24 protein-coding genes are annotated in these 26,387 nt (G+C 38.8%); 21 read left to right on the top strand and 3 right to left on the bottom strand.

Features of this window, described 5'->3' with window-relative positions:
* Positions 1-107: 107 nt before the first annotated feature.
* Positions 108-527: an FAD-binding oxidoreductase gene (locus NYE63_RS28065; RefSeq protein WP_342603627.1), complete on the bottom strand. Its 420-nt coding sequence runs from the start codon at positions 525-527 to the stop codon at positions 108-110.
* 364 nt (positions 528-891) lie between these two features.
* On the opposite strand from NYE63_RS28065, the gene NYE63_RS28060 reads away from it, so the two are divergent.
* The 12 genes from NYE63_RS28060 to NYE63_RS28005 all read left to right on the top strand — a co-directional run bounded on the left by NYE63_RS28060 (position 892) and on the right by NYE63_RS28005 (position 14,058).
* The gene (locus NYE63_RS28060; protein ID WP_289333799.1) at positions 892-2,085 is read left to right on the top strand and encodes a ParM/StbA family protein; all 1,194 of its coding nucleotides are present in this window, start codon (positions 892-894) and stop codon (positions 2,083-2,085) included.
* Positions 2,086-2,093: 8 nt separating this feature from the next.
* Positions 2,094-2,636, top strand: a complete 543-nt coding sequence (locus tag NYE63_RS28055) for a hypothetical protein (protein ID WP_342603626.1) — start codon at positions 2,094-2,096, stop codon at positions 2,634-2,636.
* Positions 2,637-3,150: 514 nt separating this feature from the next.
* Complete coding sequence (locus NYE63_RS28050; RefSeq protein WP_342603625.1) at positions 3,151-4,872, top strand: hypothetical protein; 1,722 nt, start codon at positions 3,151-3,153, stop codon at positions 4,870-4,872.
* A 192-nt stretch (positions 4,873-5,064) separates the two neighbouring features.
* Entirely contained in the window at positions 5,065-6,237 is a 1,173-nt protein-coding gene (locus tag NYE63_RS28045; RefSeq protein WP_342603624.1) for a glycosyltransferase family 4 protein, read from the top strand.
* Between the two features lie 115 nt (positions 6,238-6,352).
* A complete protein-coding gene (locus NYE63_RS28040) occupies positions 6,353-7,477 on the top strand; it encodes a DegT/DnrJ/EryC1/StrS family aminotransferase (protein ID WP_342603623.1) in 1,125 nt (374 codons plus the stop codon).
* Positions 7,467-8,444 carry a Gfo/Idh/MocA family oxidoreductase gene (locus NYE63_RS28035; protein WP_342603622.1) on the top strand — a complete coding sequence of 326 codons (978 nt, stop codon included), beginning with the start codon at positions 7,467-7,469 and terminating at the stop codon, positions 8,442-8,444. The genes NYE63_RS28040 and NYE63_RS28035 overlap by 11 nt, the downstream gene beginning before the upstream one ends.
* Positions 8,444-9,070 carry a PIG-L deacetylase family protein gene (locus NYE63_RS28030; RefSeq protein ID WP_342603621.1) on the top strand — a complete coding sequence of 209 codons (627 nt, stop codon included), beginning with the start codon at positions 8,444-8,446 and terminating at the stop codon, positions 9,068-9,070. Before NYE63_RS28035 ends, NYE63_RS28030 begins: the two co-directional genes overlap by 1 nt.
* On the top strand, positions 9,071-9,784 hold the full coding sequence (locus NYE63_RS28025; protein WP_342603620.1) for a WbqC family protein: 714 nt from the start codon (positions 9,071-9,073) through the stop codon (positions 9,782-9,784).
* Positions 9,785-9,835: 51 nt separating this feature from the next.
* The gene (locus tag NYE63_RS28020) at positions 9,836-11,113 is read left to right on the top strand and encodes an oligosaccharide flippase family protein (RefSeq protein WP_342603619.1); all 1,278 of its coding nucleotides are present in this window, start codon (positions 9,836-9,838) and stop codon (positions 11,111-11,113) included.
* A complete protein-coding gene (locus NYE63_RS28015) occupies positions 11,110-12,393 on the top strand; it encodes a hypothetical protein (protein ID WP_342603618.1) in 1,284 nt (427 codons plus the stop codon). Before NYE63_RS28020 ends, NYE63_RS28015 begins: the two co-directional genes overlap by 4 nt.
* Positions 12,390-13,511, top strand: a complete 1,122-nt coding sequence (locus NYE63_RS28010; protein WP_342603617.1) for a glycosyltransferase — start codon at positions 12,390-12,392, stop codon at positions 13,509-13,511. The genes NYE63_RS28015 and NYE63_RS28010 overlap by 4 nt, the downstream gene beginning before the upstream one ends.
* A gap of 10 nt (positions 13,512-13,521) precedes the next feature.
* On the top strand, positions 13,522-14,058 hold the full coding sequence (locus NYE63_RS28005) for a hypothetical protein (RefSeq protein ID WP_342603616.1): 537 nt from the start codon (positions 13,522-13,524) through the stop codon (positions 14,056-14,058).
* Between the two features lie 85 nt (positions 14,059-14,143).
* Here the strand turns inward: NYE63_RS28005 and NYE63_RS28000 are convergent, their stop codons facing one another.
* The gene (locus NYE63_RS28000; RefSeq protein ID WP_342603615.1) at positions 14,144-15,436 is read right to left on the bottom strand and encodes an NCS2 family permease; all 1,293 of its coding nucleotides are present in this window, start codon (positions 15,434-15,436) and stop codon (positions 14,144-14,146) included.
* 301 nt (positions 15,437-15,737) lie between these two features.
* On the opposite strand from NYE63_RS28000, the gene NYE63_RS27995 reads away from it, so the two are divergent.
* Genes NYE63_RS27995 through NYE63_RS27985 form a run of 3 tightly spaced genes read left to right on the top strand, consistent with a single transcriptional unit; the run spans position 15,738 to position 19,628 of the window.
* Positions 15,738-17,483: a DEAD/DEAH box helicase gene (locus NYE63_RS27995; protein ID WP_342603614.1), complete on the top strand. Its 1,746-nt coding sequence runs from the start codon at positions 15,738-15,740 to the stop codon at positions 17,481-17,483.
* Positions 17,484-17,498: 15 nt separating this feature from the next.
* Positions 17,499-18,407 (top strand): phosphotransferase, encoded by a 909-nt coding sequence (locus NYE63_RS27990; RefSeq protein WP_342603613.1) that lies wholly within the window; start codon positions 17,499-17,501, stop codon positions 18,405-18,407.
* Positions 18,408-18,440: 33 nt separating this feature from the next.
* Positions 18,441-19,628, top strand: a complete 1,188-nt coding sequence (locus NYE63_RS27985) for a class I SAM-dependent methyltransferase (protein ID WP_342603612.1) — start codon at positions 18,441-18,443, stop codon at positions 19,626-19,628.
* A gap of 103 nt (positions 19,629-19,731) precedes the next feature.
* Here the strand turns inward: NYE63_RS27985 and NYE63_RS27980 are convergent, their stop codons facing one another.
* Complete coding sequence (locus NYE63_RS27980) at positions 19,732-21,282, bottom strand: ABC-F family ATP-binding cassette domain-containing protein (protein ID WP_342603611.1); 1,551 nt, start codon at positions 21,280-21,282, stop codon at positions 19,732-19,734.
* A gap of 1,060 nt (positions 21,283-22,342) precedes the next feature.
* On the opposite strand from NYE63_RS27980, the gene NYE63_RS27975 reads away from it, so the two are divergent.
* The 6 genes from NYE63_RS27975 to NYE63_RS27950 all read left to right on the top strand — a co-directional run bounded on the left by NYE63_RS27975 (position 22,343) and on the right by NYE63_RS27950 (position 26,369).
* Entirely contained in the window at positions 22,343-22,789 is a 447-nt protein-coding gene (locus NYE63_RS27975) for a DUF2712 domain-containing protein (RefSeq protein ID WP_342603610.1), read from the top strand.
* 120 nt (positions 22,790-22,909) lie between these two features.
* On the top strand, positions 22,910-23,671 hold the full coding sequence (locus tag NYE63_RS27970) for a hypothetical protein (protein WP_342603609.1): 762 nt from the start codon (positions 22,910-22,912) through the stop codon (positions 23,669-23,671).
* Positions 23,661-24,383 carry a WxPxxD family membrane protein gene (locus NYE63_RS27965; RefSeq protein WP_342603608.1) on the top strand — a complete coding sequence of 241 codons (723 nt, stop codon included), beginning with the start codon at positions 23,661-23,663 and terminating at the stop codon, positions 24,381-24,383. The genes NYE63_RS27970 and NYE63_RS27965 overlap by 11 nt, the downstream gene beginning before the upstream one ends.
* Positions 24,370-25,098 carry a DUF2705 family protein gene (locus NYE63_RS27960; protein WP_342603607.1) on the top strand — a complete coding sequence of 243 codons (729 nt, stop codon included), beginning with the start codon at positions 24,370-24,372 and terminating at the stop codon, positions 25,096-25,098. Before NYE63_RS27965 ends, NYE63_RS27960 begins: the two co-directional genes overlap by 14 nt.
* A 9-nt stretch (positions 25,099-25,107) precedes the next feature.
* Positions 25,108-25,731 (top strand): ABC transporter ATP-binding protein, encoded by a 624-nt coding sequence (locus NYE63_RS27955; protein WP_342603606.1) that lies wholly within the window; start codon positions 25,108-25,110, stop codon positions 25,729-25,731.
* Positions 25,728-26,369 carry a hypothetical protein gene (locus NYE63_RS27950; RefSeq protein WP_342603605.1) on the top strand — a complete coding sequence of 214 codons (642 nt, stop codon included), beginning with the start codon at positions 25,728-25,730 and terminating at the stop codon, positions 26,367-26,369. The genes NYE63_RS27955 and NYE63_RS27950 overlap by 4 nt, the downstream gene beginning before the upstream one ends.
* Positions 26,370-26,387: the final 18 nt, after the last annotated feature.

Below are 26,387 nucleotides of genomic sequence, written 5' to 3'. Positions count from 1 at the left end.
TAATGAAGGATTGACTATCGTGGAAACTTTTTCAGCTTCCAGAATCGTGAAGAGGAGGGCCGTTAAATATTTTAAAGGGGTGAAACTGTGCTTGGATCATAGAAGATTTACAAGGAATGGAGAAAGGGATCATAAGCATCTTTTGCAGTCAAATTGAATTCAATGGAATGTTCTTCTACCAAGTCTTTAATTAGTTTCATTCCATCTGCATTGGCTTCATAATAAAGTTTGGCCTTCTCTTTACCATGGTCAGTGATCAACCGGTCATAAATCAAGCCATGCTCGCCCGTAATTTTTGCTGTAGTGTGTCCTGTCGTTCCAGTAAGGATTTCGCCTGATTCAATCAGTGTGACTTTAACACCTTGTTTAGCTAGTAGATAAGCAGATGTGATTCCAGTAATTCCTCCGCCTACTATTAAGACATCAGTGGTTATATCTGTATCTAGTTTAGAAAAAGAAGGGAAAGTTAACGCACTGCGCCAATAGGGTTCCGGAAATCGGGGAAGGTCTGTGTTTTTTTCATTCATTTGAATACCTCCCTACAGTTCAGTTAGCAAAGCGCCCATTTATTACCATGTCCAAAGCGCTATTTATACGCTTATTTCTGTAAGAAGAAAGATTGAAAAAAATACATTATTTGGTTTGTTTACAAATACGTATGCATGTAAACAAAAATAGACACATTGTACACAAATGAGTATACATGTTTACAATTACGTACACGCGGCTATATATAAGGTGTATACATATTTGTTCCTATTGTAAACAATTTGAAAACAATTCGACAAATATAGCTACAACTTATGAAGGATTGACTATCGTGGAAACTTTTCCTATTCTTAAAGGGAATGCTTCACTTAATTTTTTTCAATAAAAAAGGGGATGTTTTAGATGAGTTCTAGAATCGCAGCAGTAGACGTAGGAAATGATGCTATCAAGGCTATTTTTGGAAAGCTAGAGTCTGAACTTTATATACCGAACGTCATTGCAAAAGACATAGAGGATCGTCCAGTCATCGGGATTGAGGAACTTGATGAAAAAAATCCATTGGAAGGGATTCATATCAGAGTTCATTCACCAGCCCTTCAAGATAATAATGCTATTTATCGCGTTGGGAACTTAGCGACAAAAAGCGATAATCCTACCGAATTGGATTTGGGAAGCAGTAAATCAGAAGAAGATCAAACATTGGTCATGCTTTTTGCGGCTCTGGCATTAGACGCTGCCAAACAGGGGAACAATGATACATTCAAAAAAGTTAATAATGTTGTGGAAGCCAATTATACACTTGGAACAGGCTTGCCTCTTCGTGAGGTTAAAGAAGGAAAAGACGTTGGGTATCGGTCGAAATTACTCGGATCTGTCCATCAGGTGGAATTTTTAATTACCCCTAAATACCAAGGGTTGAAAGTTAATATCAAATTCGATGAAGTGAAGGTCTATCCAGAGGGCTTTGCAGCATACATAAATTTGGTCATGGATAAAGATTTGAATATCATTAACCGTGAATTGATAGATAGAAGAATCCTCATTCAGGATATCGGTGGACTATCGACAGATATCGCGGTCATTAAAAATCGTAAAGTTGACGATGACAAGGCACAAGGATTCAATTTGGGAGTAGCTGAAGCTCTTGAATCAATTCGTGAGGAAATCAGGAAGAAACATGGTGTCGAGTTGGATAGCAGGCGCGATGTCGTAGAAATCATCACTAAGAAAAATGATCGCAATCATATTATGGTTCGCGGAAGCCGGACAAGCGTCCATGATATCGTTGACCGTATTTTGGGAGAACTGGCCAAAAAGCAATATCGCCACCTACGCAACGTATGGCAAAAAAATTCACAAACGGAAATCTGCTATTTTGTAGGCGGGGGATCGATTGTCCTGAAAGATTACTTGAAAACATTGAATCAAAATTTCGATGGCTATAACATAGACTTTTTCGAAGATGAGCGGGAAAGCGTTTGGATGATGGCAAACGCCTATTATAAATTGATTTCGGATTTTAACCGCCGGAATGCAAAGGAACAGAATCAGTCCCAGCAAAAGAAGAAAGAACAAAGATCGGGCTCCATTAAATAGGTGAGAGAATGAAAAAAACAGCTTCTTCTGAAATTAAAAGAGGGCAAGCCATCACTTTTCGTATCCCTTCGGATGTATCAGACTATACGTTAAGACAGCTGCAGAAATTGAAGGAAACGGAAAGAAGGAATTTTTCCAGTAAAATTGCTGAGTATGTTCTCGATGGAGTCGGGCAATCCACCCATCAGGATCGGGAAATGATTGCCCTGCCCATGCCGAACAAGCTAAGTAAATCTCAGCGTGATTGGCTCAAGCATTCCCACTCAGAAGCTATGCTCGGAACGATTATGTACCACCTTTTATCCGATCCTTTACGCGCTACGGCCTTGCTTGCCTCTTTGAACAATAATGAGGAATTGTATGTGCAGGCCGAGTCTGAAGAAAAGGAACCCGAGGAGGTCCGGGAGGATCTGCCTAAGAAAGACCTGGATGACTTTGATTGGAATAGTTTGGATGAAACTGAACAACAAGTGAAAGAACCCGAACCAGAAGAGGAAGAGGAAAATCTCGACGATCTCCTGGGTGATTTTCTTGATCAAATGAACCAGTGAACTATAGGAGGATATTTGACGATAAGTTGGATATCCTCCTTTTTCTTTTACGGGGGCTATAAGAATGATACATACCGACATAAAAAAGAGTATATTAAGCTGCAGCCTTTTCCCGGTAAACAAACGGGGAAAGGCTTTTTCTTTTGAATGACAGATGTCCCCCCTCGTAATCGCCGAACATTCCTTATAAAGCACGCATTAACCGGCCATTCACTTTTCAATAGCCACGCAAGAAGGTTTGTTTTCCCCAATCACAATCCGGTTTAACCCTTTATTCCATATTCGATTGAAGGCTTTTTTGTATGGGGAAATTGTCGAATTAGCCGTACGTTTAAGCAACTGTTTCAAGATTAACACATGTTATGTTGATTTTGAGAAATGCACATCTCACATCCCATGTAACATTAGATATGCCCCCCCTTTTTTCTAGGCCGACTATGGTTTCCTTGATATCGGCTCATGGAATGTGTAAAACAACTGTCGAAAAATGAATAAAAGACATGGGAGTTTTCAGATGAAACAATTATATGAAATAACAGGAATATTTACCGTGCTTATCATGGCGTACTTCTCCTTCCAGTCAACTGCCGTCGGGGCAAACGAGGTCTGCGGTCCCACAACGGGAACTTTGATTCAGTTATTGGACAATAAAGGGAAGTTAAAACAAACGCTGTCACTAGACGCGAACTATTCCGCTACAACGATCCGGACGATCCTAAATGATGCCATTACGAGGGTTTCAGCCTTTCCGCAAGATCAATCAAATGGGAAAAGGGGAACGGTCCGTCTGTCAAAAGGCCAGTTCACGGCGAGTGCCTTTATTGCGATGAAAGAAGGGGTTACTTTAGAAGGGACGGTGGAGAACGAAAGACCAGTCACGACAATGTGTACCCAGCCCTCAAGCGATTCTGTCACCATTAAAATCAAGGTGGGCCATACTGGTGTCAAAAACCTGATACTCGATGGAAAACGACGGACGGAAGACCCCCAAACTGGGGAACTGAGGAACTATTATGCGGCACGGAACAGGGGCATTGAGGTTACTGCAATCGATCAATCAAAATCCACGGCGGATTTGGTGTCTGTCTATTCGACTGTGAATGATTTGCAGAGGCTTCAAAATATCCTGATCGAGGATGTTCAAATCACCGGGTATGAGGGATTTGGCATTTACTTAGAACATGTGAATGGAGTCACGATTAAAGGGTCTGACTCAAGAAAAAGAAACAAAATGATCATAAAAGATATTGGATATGCAGGCATCGGCGGGTATTCCGCGAGAAACGTGACTGTAAGGCATGCGACGGTGAGAGATCTTGGGCCTGGGGAGACGGTGGGCAATACCAAACAAAGCTATGGTATCGCCTTTAGCCACCGGAAAGTCAATACGGGGGATGCAATGGCTCAATCAAAGTTCCCGCGAAGTGACACAATCGCAGTGGATGGGAATGTGGTGGCGAATAACCCTGGATGGGAAGGCATCGACACCCATTCAGGCCATAATGTTTCCTTCACGAATAATGTCATCTTAAACACGCGTTTTCCAATCATTGTCGGCGGAATGGACTACAAGGGGGGAGATATCTCAGCTTACCCACCCGGCAATATTACGATCGTGGGGAATAGAATCAATGGCGAATCTTTTAATGATTATGCGTATTACGATATAGATAAAAATGCAACAGTCAGCGAACGAGGCATTACAATCAACGGAACGCAATTCCATGATCTTACTGAAACAGAGATGGGATTCCTGCAAACGGTCGTGATTAAAGGCAATTATGTGAATGATGTCCAGGCAAATGTCGAGGAATGGGGAGGCATCAGTATTCATGTGACCAAAAATGCCCTTATTGAAAGCAATACCATTGAAAATAGCTTCAACAATGGAATCGCGATTCTTAGTTCCAACAAGTTCACCAAGATCCAAGGAAACATCATAAACCAAATTCATAAATCCTACGAAAAGTTTATATCAGCGGGCATTGGTATCAGAGGGTCTCATAATAATGGCAGCCCTACAAATGACTATGACATTACCTCTTTGAACATGAAAAATAACGTCATTGAAAGGGATAACAAATTTACTGAAGTTGGGCATGAAATCCATGTTCAAGACAAAACAGTTTACAACCGCCTGGATGACTTGATTGCCATCTCAGCCTTCCTTGACTGGAACAAGCCTAATGTGAAGAAAAAAATCATTCAAGATGGTGAAACCCATCTGATGTACTAAAAAGCAAGGGTAAGGAATGGCTGTACAAAATTCTTGTGGGTTTCAAAGTTAAAACGTTCCATTCTAAAAAAGGGACAGGTCTCGCCTATATTAAATGGTACATTTGTTTTCTGAGGTGAATGCAATAGGCAAATCATTCAGCTGTAAGTCAAATTAAATCACATCACATGGGATAAAAGAGGAAGTGAAAAAGTGAAGATTCTTTATTTGCATCAATATTTCAATACCAATAAAGGCAGTACCCGATCTTATGAAATAGCCAAATTTTTAGTCTCCAAAAATAATAAAGTCACCATCATCACCGGAAATTCCATAGATTCGCGTGAGGGAATAAAGATCATATCGACCAAAACTAAATATAAACAAGAATATAGTTACCTGAAAAGATTATTATCGTTTATTCATTATATGTATAAGAGTTTTTTTATTGGGGTGAAGGAGAAAGGGGTAGACGTTGTTTATGCTTCCTCTACTCCTTTGACAATTGGATTGATAGGTATGCTTCTTGCTAAGGTAAAGCGCTGCGAATTTGTGTTTGAAGTAAGGGATTTATGGCCAGATATACCTATTGAACTGGGAATCATAAGACATGAATGGTTAAAGACAATTTTATTGAAGCTAGAAAGCATGATTTATTCTGCAGCTGATAAAATCATCGTGCTTTCGCCAGGAATGAAAGAAGATTTATTGAAAAAAGGAGTTAAACGGGAAAAAATTTCGACGGTTACCAACTTTGCGGATATAGACTATTTTTCTCGAATTTGTTCCGAAGATAAAGAAGAAGCATTGGATAAATTAGGTTTAAAAGCGAAGTTTATCTGTTTATATGCGGGCACATTGGGATTTATCAATAATATCGATTATATTTTACAGCTTGCTGAAAAGACGGATGACCCTGATATTGTCTATCTAATTGTAGGGGACGGAAAGGAAAAAGAGCGCTTAATTCAAGTGAAAGAGAGCAAAAAATTAAACAACGTTATTTTCTTAGATCAGGTATCTAAAAAAGAAGCGTATTTATTAATGGCTGTATCTCATATAGGTCTGTGTTTTGTACGAAATCATGAAATATTGGATAGGAATAGTCAAAATAAACTTTTTGATTTTTGGGCAGCCGGAAAACCAACATTAATAAACTATAAAGGCTGGCAACATGGGGTAATGACAAAGTATGATGCAGGTCACGGTTTTGAATATAGTGAACTATCAAAGATGATGAAGTATGTAAAATCAATGAAAAGTGACAAACAAATGTATCTGAAAATACAAGAAAATATAAAGAAGTTAACCTTAAATTATGAGAAAACAAAATTGATTTCAAAACTAGAGAGAACACTGTCGGAATTGGTTGTTAATAATCATTGAACATTCAAGTGTTTCTCTTGAATTATGGGGTCGGTCATTCAGAATTTTATATATTTGTCTGCTTCTCGCATTACTTGTAATAAAGATCTAATTTTGGAAAAAAGGATGGAGTTCCATGGAGAATATCGTAAATACAAAGCCAGTGATAACAGGTTGGGTAAAACGCGAATACCTTAAGAACATTGAGCACATTTTGGATTCTGGCAGGTTAATTTTAGGTGAGTATACTCGGAAATTTGAAGAAAGCATCAGACAATACAGTGATTCTAAGTATGCTGTCGCACTTTCTAGTGCCACGGCAGCCATTGAAATTATCTTAAAGTACCTGGATGTTGAAGACAAAGAAGTGATCATGCCAAGCAATACGTTTATTTCTCCAGTATATGCGGTGAAAAATGCGAAAGGAAGAGTCGTTCTTTGTGACATTAATTTAGAGGATTTCAATTTGGATTTAAATAGTCTGAAGAACGCCGTGACTCCTAAAACGAAAGTTGTCTTAATTACGTATATTGCTGGAAAGATCCCTGACAACATCTTTGAAATTAAAGAGTTTTGTGATGAGAATGATCTTTATCTAATCGAAGATGCTTCACATGCATTTGGTGCCACTATAAATGGATATAAAGCCGGTACAATTGGATTTGCTGGGGTTTTTTCGATGTACCCCACTAAAATTGTTACAAGTGCCACAGGCGGTGTCATTACATCGGATGATATAGATTTAATCAAATACTGTGAGTTGTTAAGGCACCATGGGAATGAAAATGGTGCAGTCAATCAAGTATTATCCGGTGACATGCTTCTTAGTGAATTTAATGCATTGCTTGGCTATCTGCAAGTTCAGGAAGCTTATGGGATGATCCAGGTCAGGCAGGAAATCTTCCATTTTTATAAAGAGAATTTAAAAGATATCTTTCAAGAACACGGTCTTTACTTCCAAGCTTCATCCGACCACAATGAATCTTCATTTTATAAAATTATCGTCATGTCTAAAAGCAAAGAGCAATGCGAAACATTTAAAAAGCATTTAAAAGAGTGTCAAATAAGCACGGGGCATTGTTATGGGGTCCCATTACATTTACAGCCCACATTGCTAGAGGAATATCGCCTTGCATCACTCCCGAATGCCGATAGATTTCGTGAATCTCACTTCACGTTACCTTGTCACTTGGATCTGTCCGATGAGGATTTGAAATACATTGTAGCGAAGTGTAAACAGGTAGTGGAACATGGCGATTAAAAATAGGATTGGAGTGGTGGGGTCAGGTCCGATAAGTCGTGCAATGATTGATGCCATTAATGAAAGTTCAAATGGAGAGGTGATAGGAATTTGGGGAAGAAGATTCCATTTTGCCAAGGAACTTGCTAAAGAAAAAGGAGTTTCTAAAGTTTATGGATCCCTGAATGAAGTTTTTGAAGATGATGAGCTAGATACTGTTTATATAGCCACTCCCAATGCCTCCCATTATGAACCAGCGATGGCAGCCATTGAGCATGGAAAGAACGTTATTGTGGAGAAAACGGCATTTATGACAGTCGATCAAGCCAATCGAGTTTTCCATGCTGCAGAAAAACAAAATGTTTTTGTGTTTGAGGCAATAAGGTCCATTTATGAACCTAACTTTCAAATTTTAAAGAATGCTATTAAAAAGTTAGGGGAAATTCATGGGGCAACCATAAAGTATCAAAACTATTCCAAGCAGTATTCGGCCTTATTAAAAGGGGGAAAAGCTCCACTTTTCGATGAAAATCATGGTGGCGGTACGTTAAGGACAATTGGTATTTATCCTATTTATGTGGCCATTCAATTATTTGGTGTTCCCGTTAAAAGTTTTTATTTTAAACAACTGATTGAAAAAAACATTGATTTAGGCGGCACGTGCATTTTTGAATATAAAGATTATAAAATAACCATGTTGATTTCAAAAATTAACTTAACGAATGATTCAATATCGGAAATTTACGGAGAGAACGGAACCTTGCGTTTTCACTCGTTATACGATATTCGAACGATTAGTTACCGCAGTATCATTAATGACATTGAAGAAACGATAAGTGAACCTATTATTGATAATAGTTTGCTGTACGAAATCACTGAATTTTCGGAATATATTTTAAGGAAAAATCGAACAGCGTACAGGGAACAAAAGAACATTACACTTAAAGCGATATCTATCATTGAACAAGCTTTAAATGGAGGAACATGATGAAAAAAATATTGCTAGTAACAGCACATCCGGATGATGCGGAAATTAGTATGGGCGGTACCATTCGTAAGCTATTGAATCAAGGACATCACATTATCAACATCATATTTTCCATACCTTCGAATATCGAGGTCAGGAAACAAGAGGCAATGGAGTCATCAAAGAATTTCGGATATGAGGTACGGTTTTCTAAGTACTGTGAGGGTAATAACGTTGAGGATATTCCTCTTCATAAATTAATAAAAGAGCTCGACAATATCATTGAAAAGATGAATCCAGACGAAGTCTACACACATTGGATGAATGACAGTCATCAAGATCATCAAAAATTATCAAAGGTCGTAAGAAGCTGTTTTAGGAAAAAACAATTTAGCCTATATGAATTCGAACAAATTAACCAAAATAATAACATCGCTGCCAATCAATTTCACCCGAATATTTATAGTGATATTACAGAGTTCATGGAAGATAAAAAACAAATGATAACCTTGTTCCAATCTCAGCTAACAGGTTATATGGGGCATTATTTAGTGAATGCGGAGCATATCGGGAGTTGGAGGGGTTCCCAAGTGAATTGTAAATACGCAGAGACGTTCCTATTAATTTTTTCAAAAGAGGTATTGTAGGTGGGAAAAAAGAAGATAGTCGCAATTCACCAGCCTAATTTCCTGCCCTGGATTGGTTTGATTCATAAGGTTTTCCAATCGGATTCATTTATATATTTGTCGGATGTGAAATATTCTTCAAGTAATTTTCAAAATAAAACATATATCCTAGGTGCTGATGGAAAAGAGTCAAGGCTAACTGTACCAATTCAAAAAAAACCTGAAATGTTACATGAAAAATTAATCAGTTACCATTCCCCAAATCAAAAATGGAAAAGGAATCACTTGAAGCAAATCTCAGAAGTTTATAAAAAAACTCGGCACTTTCAAGATTTTTTCCCGCTGTTAGAAGAAGCATATCAAAAAGAACACGCTTTATTAGTCGATTTAAATATTCATTTAATTGAATTGATCTTAAATTACTTAAACTATGAAGGAGAAACACACCTTTCCACAGATTTTAACACATCCTTTGGAAAAACAGAGAGATTAGTCAGCTTACTAAAGCAGACCGGTGGTACATGCTATATGAGCGGGAAAAGCGGAAAGGATTATTTGGAAGAAGAATTGTTTCGTAAAGAAGGAATTGATCTTGTCTATCAAAATTTCATTCATCCTGTCTATTATGTGAAAAATGAGAAGGAATGTGTAAAAAATTTATCGATTCTTGACTGGATCATGCACTATCCAGCGGATCTTATTAAAGAAACGTTAACGAACGATAAATTAGGCTAATCCGAAAACATAAATGAGTATATAAAATAGAGATGTGGCGTGGTTGAAAATATGAAAATAAAAAATGAATTTATAAATAAAATCCTTTTATTATTAACAGGGAATTCACTTGCACAGCTTATTCTATTCGCAAGTTCTCCCATACTGACAAGAATATATACACCAGAAGATTTTGGTGTGTTTTCAACCTATACGTCACTTTTGGCGATTCTCATGTCATTTGCATCTCTTTGTTTAGAAAAGGCGATTCCTTTAGAAAAAAAACATAGTAATACGGTTCACTTGATGTACATTAGTATATTTACGATTGCCGTCGTTTGTATCCTGAATATAGGTTTAGGATTCCTTAATCTATCATTATTTCGATTATACGGTATAGAAGCTTCGATTATGAATGACCTTTTGCTTTCAATTGGCCTGTTTTTTGCTGGAATATATCAAGTGATGAGTTACTGGATGTTAAAAGAAGATAAGTTTAAGGGGATAACTCATTCTAAACTGCTTCAATCGATTAGCAATGTAATAAGTCAGTTCTCACTTATTTCCATTAATCATGTGACTCCAGGAATAGGTTTAATAGCGGGAGATATGATTGGACGGGCAATTACCCTTGTGTACATTTGGCGATATTTCTTAAAGCAAATGCATTGGCCAAAAGTGAACTATAGGAGAATCGGTTATTTGCTTAAAAAATATGAGAAATTCGCCAAATACTCCACATGGTCAACCCTCTTAAGTTCCTTATCTCTGCAAATCATTTTTTTGTTATTGATGCGTCTATACGGACCTGACGTGACAGGGCATTTTTCCATGGCTACAAAAACGATCGGTTTACCCATTAGTTTGTTGGGAGCGAGTATTTCGACAGTATTCTATGCCGAAGTGGCAAAAAGCATTTCAAATGAACCAGGAAGAGTTTTACATTTGTATAAGAGCATTATTACTAAAACGGCCATGTTAGGTGTGCCGTTAATGGCAATTTTGGCATGGATAGCACCCGGTCTCTTCAGCTTTGTTTTTGGAGAAGAGTGGCGTGTTTCCGGTGAATATGTGACATTGATGTCATTTATGTTTATTAGTCAAGTGATTGTCATGCCAGTTTCCCAAATATTGTTTTTAATCAAAAAACAACGGACTCAGCTTTTATGGGATGTTTCAAGGATGTTACTGTCATCTTCTGGAGTACTGGTCATTTTCTTTTCAGGGGCTTCGGCTGAAGCAGCCATTTTATACTTTAGCATTTGTATGGGGGCCAGTTACTACTTTTTTGCTCTCCTTGGCTATAGGGCGATACATTCCATAGATCGAGAGGATAACCTAAAAAAATGAAGCTGATTCTACTGGGTCTGGTAGGAATATACGTCTGGTTACTGGATATATCCTACGTTTACTTTATTTCCCCTGAATATGCTTATATGGGGTATATATATCGGCAACATTCAAGTGCAGTCATGATAGTAATTTCCATGTTTTTTATTATATTGCCAGCCATATTCATAAAAAAGGAACTGGATAAGCCATCGGAACTCGTTTTCTGGATTTTGTATTTTATTGTCTATATACCGGTAGTATGGGTTCCGAACTATTTATTTACGCTGCAGCCTGATTTTATATATACGAATGTTCTTTTGTTTTTTTGTTTACTTATCATTGGAAATGTAAATAGATTGCCAGCCATGAAGTTTACACCTCCTAATGTTAATCTCGGTCTATTAAAAATCATTTTTGTTATAACATTATTGATTTTTTTTCTTTACATCTTCAAAGTTTCGGGCGGAACTAGTCTAAAGCCTCCTATAAATTCTGAGGATATCTATGATAAGCGAATGACCTTTCGAACAAAACTAACCCCTCTTGCAGGCTATATTATACAGTGGCTTGCAAAAGTATGTAATCCATTAATCGTGACCATTGGCTTATGCAAAAAAAAATATACATATGTGGTTATCGGACTAGGGCTGCAATACCTTTTGTACACCGTCAATGGATTGAAATCCACTCTTTTATCGACTGGATTATTAATCATTGTATTCATTGCTTTTCGGAAGAAGGGAAGGGATTTCTCCATACTTTTTTGTGTAAGTCTTTGCTCGCTGTTAGGCATCAGCATTTTTCTGGATTGTATTCTTGATCAGACATATTTATCTAATTTGTTTGCCAGAAGAATGATTATCACACCGGGTTTGCTGACAACCTATTATGTAGACTTCTTTTCAACTCATCCAAAAGCCTTGCTGTCGTATAGCATTTTAGAAGAATTCATAGATCCTGTTTATGACAAGAGTCCGCCATACATTATCGGTACAGAGTACTTTGGCCGACCTCAAATGGCAGCCAATGCCAATATGTTCGCCGATGCTTTTGCTAATTTCGGTTATATTGGATTCTTGGTTTATACAGTGATCTTAGCAGCGATATTATGGTTTTATGATAGCTTGACGCAAAATGAAAAGTGGCAAGGTGTCGGCATAATCCTGTTTGTTGTACCTGCATGGTGTTTAGCGGATACTGCGCTTACAACAACGTTTGTGACAGGCGGGATGTTTTTTACTTTCGTTATCATGTATTTATTGTTAGGGTCAGATTTACAAAAGGGAGATAACAGATGAAGTTATTTTATAATATTAGTTCGGTGCACCCATGGAATGATACGAGGATTTATTTTCGGCAAGCTTTTTCTTTTGGAGAAACAGGAATGTACAAAGTGAAGCATATAGCGATTGAAAGTAACCTAATCCCTGATCATATACCTGCCAATATAGAAGTTGAACTGTTGCCTAAGAAATCCAGGAAAGGGCGTATGTTAAATTGGACTGCTCTCTACCGGAAGATTAAGAAAGATAAACCTGATGTGATTCAGTTTCATGATCCGGAGCTGCTGATTTTAATGAGCATCATTAGGAGGATTCCCCGTTATCATCCAGTCATTGTTTATGACATGCATGAAAATGTACCAAAGGTCCTTATGAGAAAAAAAATCCCGGAAATTGCATTGAGTATGTATCGTCATTTGGAGAAACGATTGCTAAGGGCATGCAGCGGGGTCGTGTTTGCAGAAATGACGTATAAAGAGGATTATCAGTTCTTAACTTGTCCAACAACAGATGTTTACAATTACCCGAAAATTCCTGAAATGAAAGAAATCAAAGGAAAAGAAGATGTTTTCACCTTTATCTACCTAGGAAGCATCTCTGATATACGTGGCGGGGAAACCATGCTGCTTCTTGCAAAAAGATTAGTAGAATTAAAGAAAGTGTTTCAAATGAAGATTATTGGAACGGGCAGTGAAGTATACATCGAAAAATTGAAAACATTCATCCTTGACAACGGCTTGGAAGATTATATCAGTCTAGAGGGTGTAATGGCCTTTGATAAAGCATTCGAGTCCATCCAGAAAGCACATGCAGGCATGGCATTTTTAGTTCCTGATCCTAATTTCATGGGTGGTAAAACAACAAAGTGTTTTGAATATATGGCCGCTGGCATTCCATTTATGGTTTCTGATTTTCTTATTCAAGATGTACTGGATAAATGGCGCTGTGGAGTGTCGGCCGATGTAGCAAACATGGATGATATGGTTCAAAAAGCGGTTTATTTACTGGAATCCCCAGCCATGGCCGCGAACATGGGGGAACGAGGAAAAGCTGCATATAGACAAGAATATAATTGGGAGAATGAAGAGGAAAAACTACTATCCCTGTTTGATGAATTAGATTCATGCTCCTAGGAGGTTTGCTATGGGATTATTTAAATGGATAAATAAATTGGAATTTATTAGTAACTGGGGGAGGCTGGGCGGAATCCACGGAATAATCGTCATGTTTGTTTACCGGATAGGCAATATAATTTACTATAAAGTGAACGTTCCAATCTTTAAACAAGTATTATGGATTTTGTACCGCATGGTAGATTTGTTAATCATAAGACTTTTCCTGAATTGCGAATTTCCTGGGCAATGTCAAATTGGAAAGGATTTACGTCTGCCACATGGAGCTAAAGGCATTATAATCAATCCGTTTACTAAAATAGGTGATCATGTTACTATATTGCATCAAGTAACGTTCGGGCAAAGTAAAGAAAGCAGAAAAGCTCCTGAGGTTTGTGATTATGCATATATTGGAGTAGGCGCTAAAATATTGGGCGGCATCCGAATTGGCACGAATTCGAAAGTGGGAGCAAATGCAGTTGTTTTGACATCCGTTCCCGATAATTGCACGGCAGTTGGAGTACCAAGTGTGATTAAAGGTAAGCAGAAAGAAAACGTTATAAAATAATGGCACGTAAACAAATAAAGGAGTGTTCAATTAACCTGAATTGAACACTCCTTTTTATTCTCCCATGATGTCATTCACGAAATGATCAAGCCAGGAAAATCAGTTGGTAAAGGAATAGAACGGCAAACATGTAGACGAACGGATGCACTTCCCGGAATTTGCCTCTCGCCATTTTTAATATGGGATAGGCGATGAATCCGAGTGCGATCCCGTTGGCGATACTTGATGTTAAAGGCATGGCGACAATGACCAAAAAGGCTGGGAATGATTCATCAAAGTGTGTCCAGTCAATTTCATTAATGCTTTTAATCATCATGCTTCCGACGATGATCAAGCTTGGTGCCGTGATTGCCGCTACATTTGAGACAGCTCCTATCAGCGGGCTGAAGAAGGCGGTTATTAAGAAAAGGATGGCCACTACCAACGCGGTTAAACCTGTCTTGCCGCCCGCTCCTACACCAGCTGATGATTCAACTGAGGCAGCGGTCGGGCTTGTACCGAACATGGCGCCAACAGTAGTGCCGATGGAATCCGCAAAGAAGGCACTTCCGGATTTTTCAAGCTTATTTTCCTTCAGCAATCCAGCTTGACGGACAATGCCTAATAAGGCACCGGTCGTATCGAAAAGCATCACAAGCAAAATGGAGAAGACGACGCCATAAAGCCCGTAGTTAATCACATCGGCGATAGATGTGATGGGATTGGCAACTATTATCCCTTCAGGTAAGGAAGGAGTGGAAACTAGACCGTTAATTTCCAATTGTCCTGTAAAGAAAGCGATTATGGCAGTCATGATCATTCCGATGAATATCGCTCCTTGCACATTGCGAACGATCAGCACGATCGTTATGACCAAACCTACCAATGTAAGCGCCACACTGGAATCCCTGAAGCTTCCAAGGGTAACCAGGTTGGATTCATGCTGTGTTACGACACCTGACAAACGAAGTCCGATGAAGGTGATGAAAAGTCCGATTCCGGCACTGATTGCATGCTTCAAGTTATTTGGGATGGCCTCGATCAATTTTGAGCGGAAAGAGGTAAGGGATAAAAGGATAAAGATGATACCGGTAACAAAGACTGCAGAGAAGGCAACTGTGTATGAAATATCATGGGTTCCCAATACCGAGTATGCAAAATAAGCATTCAATCCCATTGCCGGTGCTATGACAATTGGGTAATTGGCTAAAAAGGCCATGCATAGGGTACCGATTATTATTGCGATTATGGTTGCTGTGAATGCCTGGTCGAATGGAACACCGGCATCAGAAAGGATCATGGGGTTTACAACGATAATATAAGCCAGAGTTAAAAAGGTTGTAAGTCCCGCAAGTACTTCCGTCTTAATATTTGAATTCCGTTCTTTTAATTTAAACATGCGGTCACTCCTTTTTTATATACAAAAAATCCTTGTAAAAATCTACAAGGAGGAGATGCTTACCCTTTTTCAAGTAAGTAGCTCGATATATGGATAATAAATCTTATAAATTATATTAGAAAAATAACTAAAGTACAATAGGATGAAAAATTTTAAGGTACAGGTTTTCTCGAAAATAGATAATGATATACTAACAAATAGCTTAGACTAAGGAAAATGACATAAGAGTGAAGGAAGCTGTTACCATTAAAGTGGATTTACCAGTCAATTAAATGAAGAAATTCAGAAAGTAGGCCCATACATGACAGAATTCATCGACCTTGGCGTCAGCCCGGCGATTAACATGATATTAAAGCAAATAGGAATATCCTCACCTACCCCAATTCAGGAGAAATCGATACCAGATATTCTTGCTGGAAGGGATGTCATCGCGAAGGCGCAGACGGGGACGGGGAAGACTTTGGCATTTTTGCTGCCAATCCTGGAAAAAGTCGATCCCGCCGCATCCCACATACAATCACTGATCGTCACGCCAACTAGAGAATTGGCTTTGCAAATCACTGCTGAATTGAAAAAATTCGCTAATGAAATCGAAGGACTTCAAGTGCTTGCAGTTTATGGCGGACAGGATGTCGAGCAGCAAATGAAAAAGCTGACAAGAAACATCTCCGTGGTGGTCGCCACGCCAGGCAGGTTATTAGATCATTTAAGGAGAGGCACCATCGATCTATCACAAACTCAAACACTCGTGCTTGATGAAGCTGATCAAATGCTTCATATTGGATTTTTACCAGAAGTGGAAGAGATCATGGGACAGCTTCCAGAGGAGCGCCAAACGTTGCTCTTTTCAGCGACGATGCCTGAACAGGTGCATCAATTGGCTAAACGTTACATGACTAAACCATTAACTGCCGCTGTGAAGGCTGAACAAGTAACGGTCGAGAAAATCAGGCAGCTTGTCATCGAGACCACCGATCGTGCCAAACAGTCTTCACTAATCAACATGATCAAAGAAGAACAGCCATACCTTGCGATTATATTTTGCCGTACAAAACGTCGCGTTTCGGTTTTGAATGATGCCCTGAAGGCAGCTGGATTCAATTCTGAAGAGCTGCACGGTGACCTTTCACAGGCAAAGCGGGAGCGTGTCATGAAAAACTTCAGAGACGCAAAGCTTCAATATTTAGTGGCAACGGACGTTGCTGCACGAGGGCTCGATGTAGAAGGCGTGACCCATGTGTTTAATTATGATGTTCCCGAGGATGCAGAAAGTTACATCCATCGAATTGGCCGGACGGGCCGAGCGGGTGAGAATGGCTTGGCTGTAACCTTCATAGCAACGAAGGATCTTCAGCTTTTAAGCGATATTGAAAAAGGGATCTCCATGAAAATCGAAAGAAGGACGATTGAAGGAGTGAAAATGTTCCAACCTGATGAGGTGAGGCAAAAAAGGAAGCGTTATGAAGACTCTTCTGATGAGGATACCCGCCGCCCGCGTTCGGGAGGGGGAAGGAAGCATCGGGAACGGATAGATACGAGAGGACCGAATCGAGGCAGTCACCGTTCTGTAAATCAAGCTGACAATCGTGAAGTCGAGAGAGAGAAACCACGGGGAGGCCGGATGGAAAACAGCCGCGGACCCAAACGTGAGGATTCACGGGGAAGCCGTTCGGAAAACAGCCGCGGACCCAAACGTGAGGATTCACGGGGAAGCCGTTCGGAAAACAGCCGCGGACCCAAACGTGAGGATTCACGGGGAAGCCGTTCGGAAAACAGCCGCGGACCCAAACGTGAGGATTCACGGGGAAGCCGTTCGGAAAATGGCCGTGGACCTATACGTGAGGATTCACGGGGAGGCCGTTCGGAAAACGGACGCGAACCAAGGCGAGAGAATCCGCGGGGTGGCCGCTCGGAAGACAGCCGTGGACCAAAGCATGACAATCTACGAGGAAATCAAAGAGACACCCGTAGATCTACTAGTACACAAGGGCCAAGTAATCTTAGAGGTGGATCTGGCAGCAGCCCCAATAGAGGGAGAAACCGGTAAAAGGGGGAGACGGGAGTGGAAAAGCCTTGGTTGGCAGAATTTCCAGTTTCGCTGGAGCTAGCAGGGAAATTAATCATGCTGCAGTTTCCGGAAATTGAGTTGAAAGAGATCAAGCAACTTGGGGAGGGTTTCGATAACACGGTCATACAAATCAATGGGGAATTTGTATTCCGTTTCCCCCGACGCCCTATAGCAGTTACGCTGATTCAGGTGGAGAATCAACTTTTGCCTTCCATTGCAGGCACTTTGCCACTTGATATCCCTGAGCCGATCTTTTTTGGGAAACCAAGTACCATATATCCATATCCTTTTACCGGTTATAAAATGGTAAAGGGACACTTGCCTGTAGAAGGATCTTTGGCAAATAAGGTCGAATCGGCAAAAAGGTTTGCCCATTTTTTGAAAGTCCTTCACAGTTTCCCTGTGGAAAGGGCTATGCGTTTAGGTGTGCAGCCTGATGGGATGATGAGGCTTGATGTATCCTATCGAAAGAAATCACTAATGGAAAATGTCTCAAATCTATTAAAACTAGGATACTTTGAACAGGCGTATGCTGTTAAGGATTTTGTTGAAGAGCTAGGAGAATTGGATGTTCAGCATCCGATTTCACTCGTTCACGGAGACATTCATATCCGGAATGTTTTACTTGATGACGAAGGCGTCCTTGCAGGTATCATTGATTGGGGAGATGTTCATGTCGGGAATCCAGCCATTGATTTCTCCTTTTTATACAGTTATTTTCCAAAAGAGGCGCGCCGAGGCTTTTATGAAATCTATGGTCAAATCGAAAAGGAAACAGAGAGCTTAGCCCGGTTCAGAGCCATATATATGCTTGTTACATTACTCGTTTATGGCATAGACCGCCAAGATGAAGAGCTGATTGCCATTACGAGTACCGGTTTGAAATTTGCTATAGAAGAATAATTGTCATGTTCTTTTAATGTTTAGGAGGTTCATATGAAGGCAAGTTATTATCATTCAATCACATTAATGGCGAACATGTTGGATCAAGCTAATATTCCATACCAATATACAGGTCGATCTGCTCTGTTCGTGCAAGGAGTGGATATTGATCAGTTTAAGAACATCGATATTGATGTACAATGGGATGTCTTTAACGAGGCTTTAAATCTTTTTTCTGAATACTCCCCAACAAAGCCTGAAAGAAGTCCTGAGACTGCCTTCTTTCTAATGGATGTCGAGGGGGTTTCTGCCACTGTTCACTGCTGGTTTAACACGACCATTAAAACCGACCCTTATCGTTTGTCATTAAAGATGGGGGATATGGAGGTTTGGTGCAGGTCGTTATACAGTTATTTATATGACGAAGAAATGAGAAAGTACAGTGCGGAGATCCATGCTTACTTATCTGCCGAGCAACAGGGGTTCACAGCGGAAAATGAACAGGCGTGGAACCAGAATAATTATTTAGCGCTTGTCAACCGTTATGGAAATCCCGTGGAATTGGCATCAAAAGTCAAGCAAAATCCAAAATGGAGACTGCACCCTTTTTATAAATATATGGGAGATATATCCGGTAAAAAAATTACTCATTTGATGGGATCGAACGGTGTTAAAGCAGTTGCCCTCGCCATATTGGGAGCTGAAGTGAAAGTTGTTGATTTTTCCCAGGAAAACGCAATGTTTGCAAATGAGCTGGCAAGTAGCGCCAATGTCTCAATCGAGTATATCGTTTCGGATGTCCTTTCACTATCATCCGAGCATGAATCAGGGAATCAGGATTTGGTATTAATGGAGCTCGGTGTGCTTCACTACTTAATAGATCTACAGCCGTTATTTGAAAAAATCAAAAAGTTGCTGAAACCTGGAGGCCGATTCATACTGCATGAATTTCACCCGATTTCAACAAAGCTCATTACTTCAAGTGGTAAAAAACATAAAATCACAGGTAACTATTTCGCTCCGGCAATCGAAAACAATGAGGTCGCTTTTTCAAAGCATTTGCCGGATGAGGAAAAAGGGAGCCTTTCAAGAGTTGTACAGCGTAAATGGACAATCGGGGAACTTATAACGTCAATAGGTCAATCAGGGCTTGTTATTAAAGTACTCGAGGAAGAACCGAATCATAAAATCCACGATATTGGACTTCCGAAAACATATACCTTGGTGGCGGAAAGAGTTTAAGCTGCCTGTTGAGATGAAAGCTGACTGAAGGAGAATTTTCAGTCAGCTTTTTATGTATTTCAAAATAAAAGGGATGCCGCGTTCTGCGACATCCCTAAAAAAATTAATTTTGGGCAGACCATTCTTCTACATCCCATACTTTGGTAACCCAATCTTCATAGAAATCAGGTTCATGGCATACGAGGACAATTGTTCCTTTATACTCTTTCAATGCACGTTTCAGTTCTTCTTTTGCAACGACATCCAAATGGTTTGTCGGCTCATCGAATAACAGCCAATTGCTTTCGGTAAGCATGAGTTTGCACAGGCGCACTTTTGCTTGTTCTCCACCGCTTAAATGGCTCATCGGACGTGTAATGTGCTCGTTTTTCAAACCGACACGGGCAAGAATGGCACGTACCTGCGGTTGGTCCAGATGCGGAAATGCATTCCATACTTCATCGATCGGCGTCGTATTGCCTGCTTTCACTTCTTGTTCAAAATAAGAAGAAAAAAGGAAGTCCCCAAGTGATCTTTTACCGCCTAGAGGATCGATTTTACCCAAAATCGTTTTTAATAGAGTGGATTTACCAACTCCATTACAGCCGACCACGGCAATTTTTTCTCCTCGTTCGATGGTCATGGATAACTTCGGAAGCAATGGGCGGTCATATCCGATTTCCAAATCTTCACCTTCAAAGACATAACGGCTGCTCGCACGTGATTCTTTAAAGTCGAATGTAGGTTTCATTGCAGTTTCCGGACGATCTATACGTTCCATGCGATTCAATTGCTTTTGACGGCTCTTTGCACGGCCGGTCGTTGAATAGCGGGCTTTATTTTTTGCAATGAAATCTTCCTGCTTTTTAATGAATTCGCGCTGTTTTTCATATGCGTTAATATGTTGGTTTTTATTCAATTCAGCCAGCTCAAGGAATTTTTCATAAGTTGCCGTATAACGGGTCAGTTTTGAAAATTCAAGATGGAAAATGACGTCGACGACGCCGTTCATGAACTCAGTGTCATGCGAAATTAATAAGAATGCATTAGGATATTCCTTTAAGTAGCTGCTCAGCCAGCGGATATGCTCTACATCCAAATAGTTCGTCGGTTCATCAAGAAGCAGTACCTCAGGCTGTTCCAAAAGTAACTTGGCTAGTAAAACCTTTGTCCGTTGTCCACCGCTTAGGGCAGAGACATCACGGTCCAATCCGATTGCATCCAACCCTAAACCGCGTGCCGCTTCTTCAATTTTAATATCCAGATTGTAAAAACCGCCGGCTTCCAGCTTGTCCTGGATTTCACCCATTTGTTCCAAGAGTTCTTCAAGTTCTTCCGGAGTGGCCGTACCCATTTTTTCTGTAACTTCATTCAATGCTTTTTCTTGCTCGAATAAAGGTAAGTATGCATCCCTTAATACGTCGCGAATCGATTTACCTTTAGAAAGTATCGTATGTTGATCAAGATAGCCATATTCGACACCAGGTGTCCATTCGACCCGGCCTTCATCATGGATGAGTTGTCCTGTAATGATATTCATCATCGTTGACTTCCCGACACCATTTGCCCCGACCAGGCCTACATGTTCACCGGCCATCAGGCGGAATGATACATCCTTGAATAAGGTACGGTCTCCAAAGCTGTGTGCTAATTTATCTATAGAAAGTAAGCTCATTTTATATTGAACCTCCCAATTAATTTGAAAAAATCCCTACGTTTCATCATACTAAAATCTGCACGGGAATGCTATCTAATCTATTAATTTACATATATGTGGGTACGGGGTGCCTCTTGGTGGGGGATCTTTAATACTTTAGACCAGTTGTTGGTATGTTTCTAATTATAAGTTGTTGAAAAAGATGGGAGGGAATTGGAGATTTACCTGATGATCGTTTAGATATGTATTATGTCGATATCTATGTTATGGATTGGAAGCAAAAATGGACATGTATTATGAAACACGAAAAAGAATGTGATCCATTTTTTAAATTGAATAAGATGAACCGAACCCCGAATGTGTTCATTATTTAAAAAAAGCATCGGTTATTCGGGGTTCTGTACATTTAAAAAGCTCATAAACTCTCCCTTTCCGCCGCCTGATCTAACTCCAAAGGTAAAAAGGCACATTCACCGTCCTTCATTTTATCACCTTTACGAACAAGGAGTGGTGTTTTGAAAAGCGGCCATCGATTACTGTGTTATGGAACTCCCTGCCTTCTCCGCAATGGTCGATATTCTCTACTACGAATCATAAAAAGGACTCAATTAAAGTTCAAAAATGGCACAGGGAGTTTTAAATTCGAAACTCCTTGTGCCATTAATTGTTGATAGAATACTGTTAGCGGGGGCGGAGGGAACCAAATAATAATTTACAATCACTTCCATATTCGCCGTATTACTACGTATTCTATGAGATATTCTGCAGCTGAAAGTCTTTAAAAAAGATAGAACACAAATTAGTATCAGAAATATTTGATTACTATGATATTGGCAAAGAATTAAGTGTTGAGGATGCTTAAATTATGAAGCTTTATTCGGGAAATCGCATTAGAAAAAAGCTCATTCGAAATTACTATTTTGAGAACAGATTCTGATGTATCCATTATAAAGGCCTTTTTTTTTGGTCTTGGTGGTATTTTCCTAAAGAGTGGAGTCTCTAAATTGGCACCGTTAGAGAACTATTATTTAGGTGAATATAGATTATTTCAATTTAATAATAATTTAAGGAGAAAAATATGACTATTTCAAGAAAATCAAATTTTTTAATGTTTGTATTGATTATCGCCTCAATTTTTAGTATTGGTACAAGTGTCTTTGCTGTTAACAATACGAGTGATGATGAAAGTTTTCGTTTTACTGTTCCTGCATCTAGCAATCCGGATAAGGGCACTACTTACGAGAATGGATACTCCAAGACGCAATCAAGGTCGACCGCAGAAAAGAATGCCCCATGGTATTTGAATTTGGCCTATTCTTCAGAAGGTGCAGGGACAATTACAATAATGTGGCTTGATAAGAGCGGTACTTCCTACTCAGATCCAAGCAAATATTATCAAGGAAAAAAATATACCAGTAAAGTTAAAAAAGCTGCCAGTGGTTCAGTACGTATTGGCGCTGAAAATAATAATCTTTCTACAAAATCACATAAAGTAGAAGGATATTGGGATCCAGCAGTGCGTTAACAGGAAGATAGCATATCCATATTCATATTCATGTATGTTAGAAGCCGCCCCTATTTACCATCATGAAAGATTCGTAAGAGGGGCCTTTAAGAGCCTTAAAATGCATAACAAGGAGAAAAAATGAAAAGTCAAATTAGTAGAGTGTTTAGAAATAAATTAAGTCGTTTTGGAATTTTAGCTATCATCCTGATTCCTTGTATGGAGATTATTCAGTTATTATCGGCTGATATTTATGAAGATTCCTATCTGGCGGAGGCCTTTTTTCTTTCAGGGTCGACGATTGGACATGTAACACAAATTATTTTACTGTGGTTTCTCCCACTCTACTTACTGGTGATTTGCTCAGATGATCCTATACAAGATAAGAAGACAGGCGTTAGAGACATTTGGATTTCTAAATTAGGAAAAAAGAAATACTTCTTTGTTAAGCTTAAAGCTTCTTTTATTGTGTCTTTTACTGTGATTTTTTTAGCCTTAACAATAAATTTTCTAATCAATTCTCTTTTTTTTGATATGGCCGGATTTAGTTCAGCAAACAATTATGATGGAGTGTCAGGGGAAACATTTATAAAGAAGCAAGTGGAAAGTCCTTATCTTAGTATCTTTTTATTTTCCTTAACAACCTCTTTTTTTGCGGGTTTGATAGGGGCTGCTGGTACATGCTTTAGTATGCTGACTTACGATAAAAAAATAGCGTATCCAGTAACGTTTGCATTTTGGTATATCCTTATTTCAAATGAGGGAACGGTGATGTATCTATTTCAACCGTTTGCCGAGTATGGGTTAGAGACTTTAGTACCCATTTTTATTACGTCAACACTTGCTTTTCTTGTTCTGTATATTTTGACGTACCTCCATGAGGTGAAAATAAATGAAATCTAAACGGTTGCTTTCAACTCTCTGTTTATTCCTGTTTATGGTGGTGCTTTGGTATAAACAAACAAGTGACTTTGTTCATCTTCAACCACTTTATAACAGGTTTCTCTCAATAAACTCTAATATGTATTCGCCGAACTCAATCGAAGCACATGTACTATTTTTCACTTATCCTTTTTTGATGTGCGTAAAAAGCACTGCAACTCCAAGTCATGCAGCAGCAACAGTTAGATATTTAATGCGTGGTGCAAAATATCGGAAGGATGTTCTAAATGCTTTCTATGCAGTTCTTATTTTCGTTACAATCCATCTTTTCATTTTAAGTTGCTATAACTTTTTCTATTTGGGAAGTGTTTTTTTAAAGGGTGTAAGTTTTGTTCAGATCCTATTATGTGAGTTTCTTGGTCTTGTTTTTTATTATTTCTCGCTAGCTCTTCTTTATATAGCGATTAAAACGATCCTAAATTCAGATATATTATCTTACTCTTTTGTGTTTTTTACTGTGACATTGACTTTCTTTTTCAATAAGTTAGTCATGCAAGAGTTGTATACACCGATTCGAGATCTAGCAAATATCGTTTTATTATTAGTAGCTTCTGGTGATATGTACAGTATAGTAACGATTTATTTGCGCCAAATAACGATTGTCGTAGTCCTGCTTGTTTTTGGGTGGAACATGTTTCAAAGGAAGGATTACCTGAAAAATGACTCAATTTAGAAATGAAGCGTTCATCTTGTTTATTGTTGCACTCATCCAATATGTATATTTCATGAATGATAGTTTAGCACATTCTTCCTTTCCGTTTTTGGATGGTGTACCGACACCAGTTAGTTATCCTCACTCAGTTTCCTATTTAATGGGCTGGTATATATCGATAGCTGCAAGTAGCTTCATTTTATTAGGGCACATCTCGGATTCACTATTTGATTACGGTAAATATATCATTTTAAGGGGAAAAAGTAGGATTTCATGGCTAATGTCTAAAGTAATCCATATGTGGAGGGTTGTACTGGTTTTAGTTTTTTCTCAATTAATCGCTACAACTTTTTTTCAAACAATCTTGGATTTTAATCCTGTACTGGAATTGACACACCTGTTTGAAGGTATATTGTTTTATGTGTTAACAATCTTGGCCGTTTTATCGATGCAAATGATATTGGAACTGTATATGAAATCTCAATTGGCATTTATATTAACCAATTGTTATGTGCTTCTATCAATAACGATTGTTGAAGGTTTCACTCAAAAAAAAGTGCTGTTTCATGTGTTTTTCCCGAACCTTTCAATGAGTTTTCGCAATGGCATTATTGCTAATCCTAACTTGCAGCAAACGGTAGGCCAATTAAATGAGCCCGGGCTTTTTTTAATTGTTATTATTTTGTTTCTGTTTTGTCTTTCCGTAATAAGAATAAAAAAAATAGAATTAATGTGAGGAATTATAATGATTGAAGTCCATGACTTATCAAAGAAGCTAAAAAAAAATGATGTTTTACAAAGCATCACTTACACCTTCGAAAAAGGGAGAATTTATGGTTTGGTTGGAAAAAATGGATCTGGTAAGACCATGTTGCTTCGGGCGATAGCTGGACTTATTATTCCAACTGAAGGCAGTGTAACCATTGATGGTAAAGTATTGCATAAGGATATTTCATTTCCGCCAAGTATCGGCATTATTATTGAAAATCTCGAATTGCTTCCCCAATTCGATGCTGAGACTAATTTGAAAATTCTTGCTGCGATTAAGAAAACAGCGTCGCTCGAAGATATACAACACGCCATAAAGAGACTTGCGCTGGATCGGTTCGGTACATTAAAAGTAAGAAAATATTCTCTAGGTATGAAGCAGCGACTGAATATAGCACAAGCCATCTTTGAGAAACCTGAAATTATTTTATTGGATGAACCAACTAATGCAATTGATGAAAAAGGTGTGGAACGAGTACTTGATATATTGCAAAAAGAACGGGAGAGAGGAGCAACCATCATTATTGCCACTCATAATAAAGATGATGTTTTCCCGATTTTTGATGAAGTTATAGAAATTAGTAATGGACGGTTAAAATGATGAGAAAATCTCAAATGATTTTTTTGGTTATCACATTTGTATGTTTACTCACAATCATATCCATACCTGAATTCATAAAATCTCTTACTCCAAATGAACATCTTGAAACAAAAAAAATCAAGGGCGGAGGTATCGAATACAGACTCACACAAGGCAACTTCCATGTAGGAACGGATATTCCAGAGGGGTATTATGACGTTACAAGCGTTGGTGATAATTATTTTAATGGTACTCAACTTTCAGATGGTGATCATTTTTTAGGTTTGAAACTTTATGATGAAAATATAGCCCAAGTTAGTGGAAAAGGAACAATTAAGCTTGAAAAATCAGCTTTTTCACCAGTTAGTAAAGATGGTGATGTCTATAAAATACATCATTCTGGTTTCTATACAATTGGTAAACAAATAAAATCTGGAAAGTATATCATTACTTATGAAACTAGGAATAATGAATTATTAAAGGAAGATCCATGGTTCCAAATTATATCTGCTGATTTGCAAAAAATAATAGGAGGAGATTCCTTTGGAGATGCCAATCAGTTTGAAATTGACCTGAAGGAGAATACATGGTTGGAACTTAACCAAAGTGGATTTTCGACTAATAAAAATGTTTCTTTCTACCTTACACCTGTAAAATAGGCGTAAATTGGTAAATTA

It is taken from the genome of Peribacillus sp. FSL E2-0159 (genome assembly GCF_038643155.1).
Lineage (GTDB): Bacteria > Bacillota > Bacilli > Bacillales > DSM-1321 > Peribacillus > Peribacillus simplex.
Note: the sequence above shows the minus strand (reverse complement) of the source record. Positions and strands in the feature narration are given on the sequence as shown.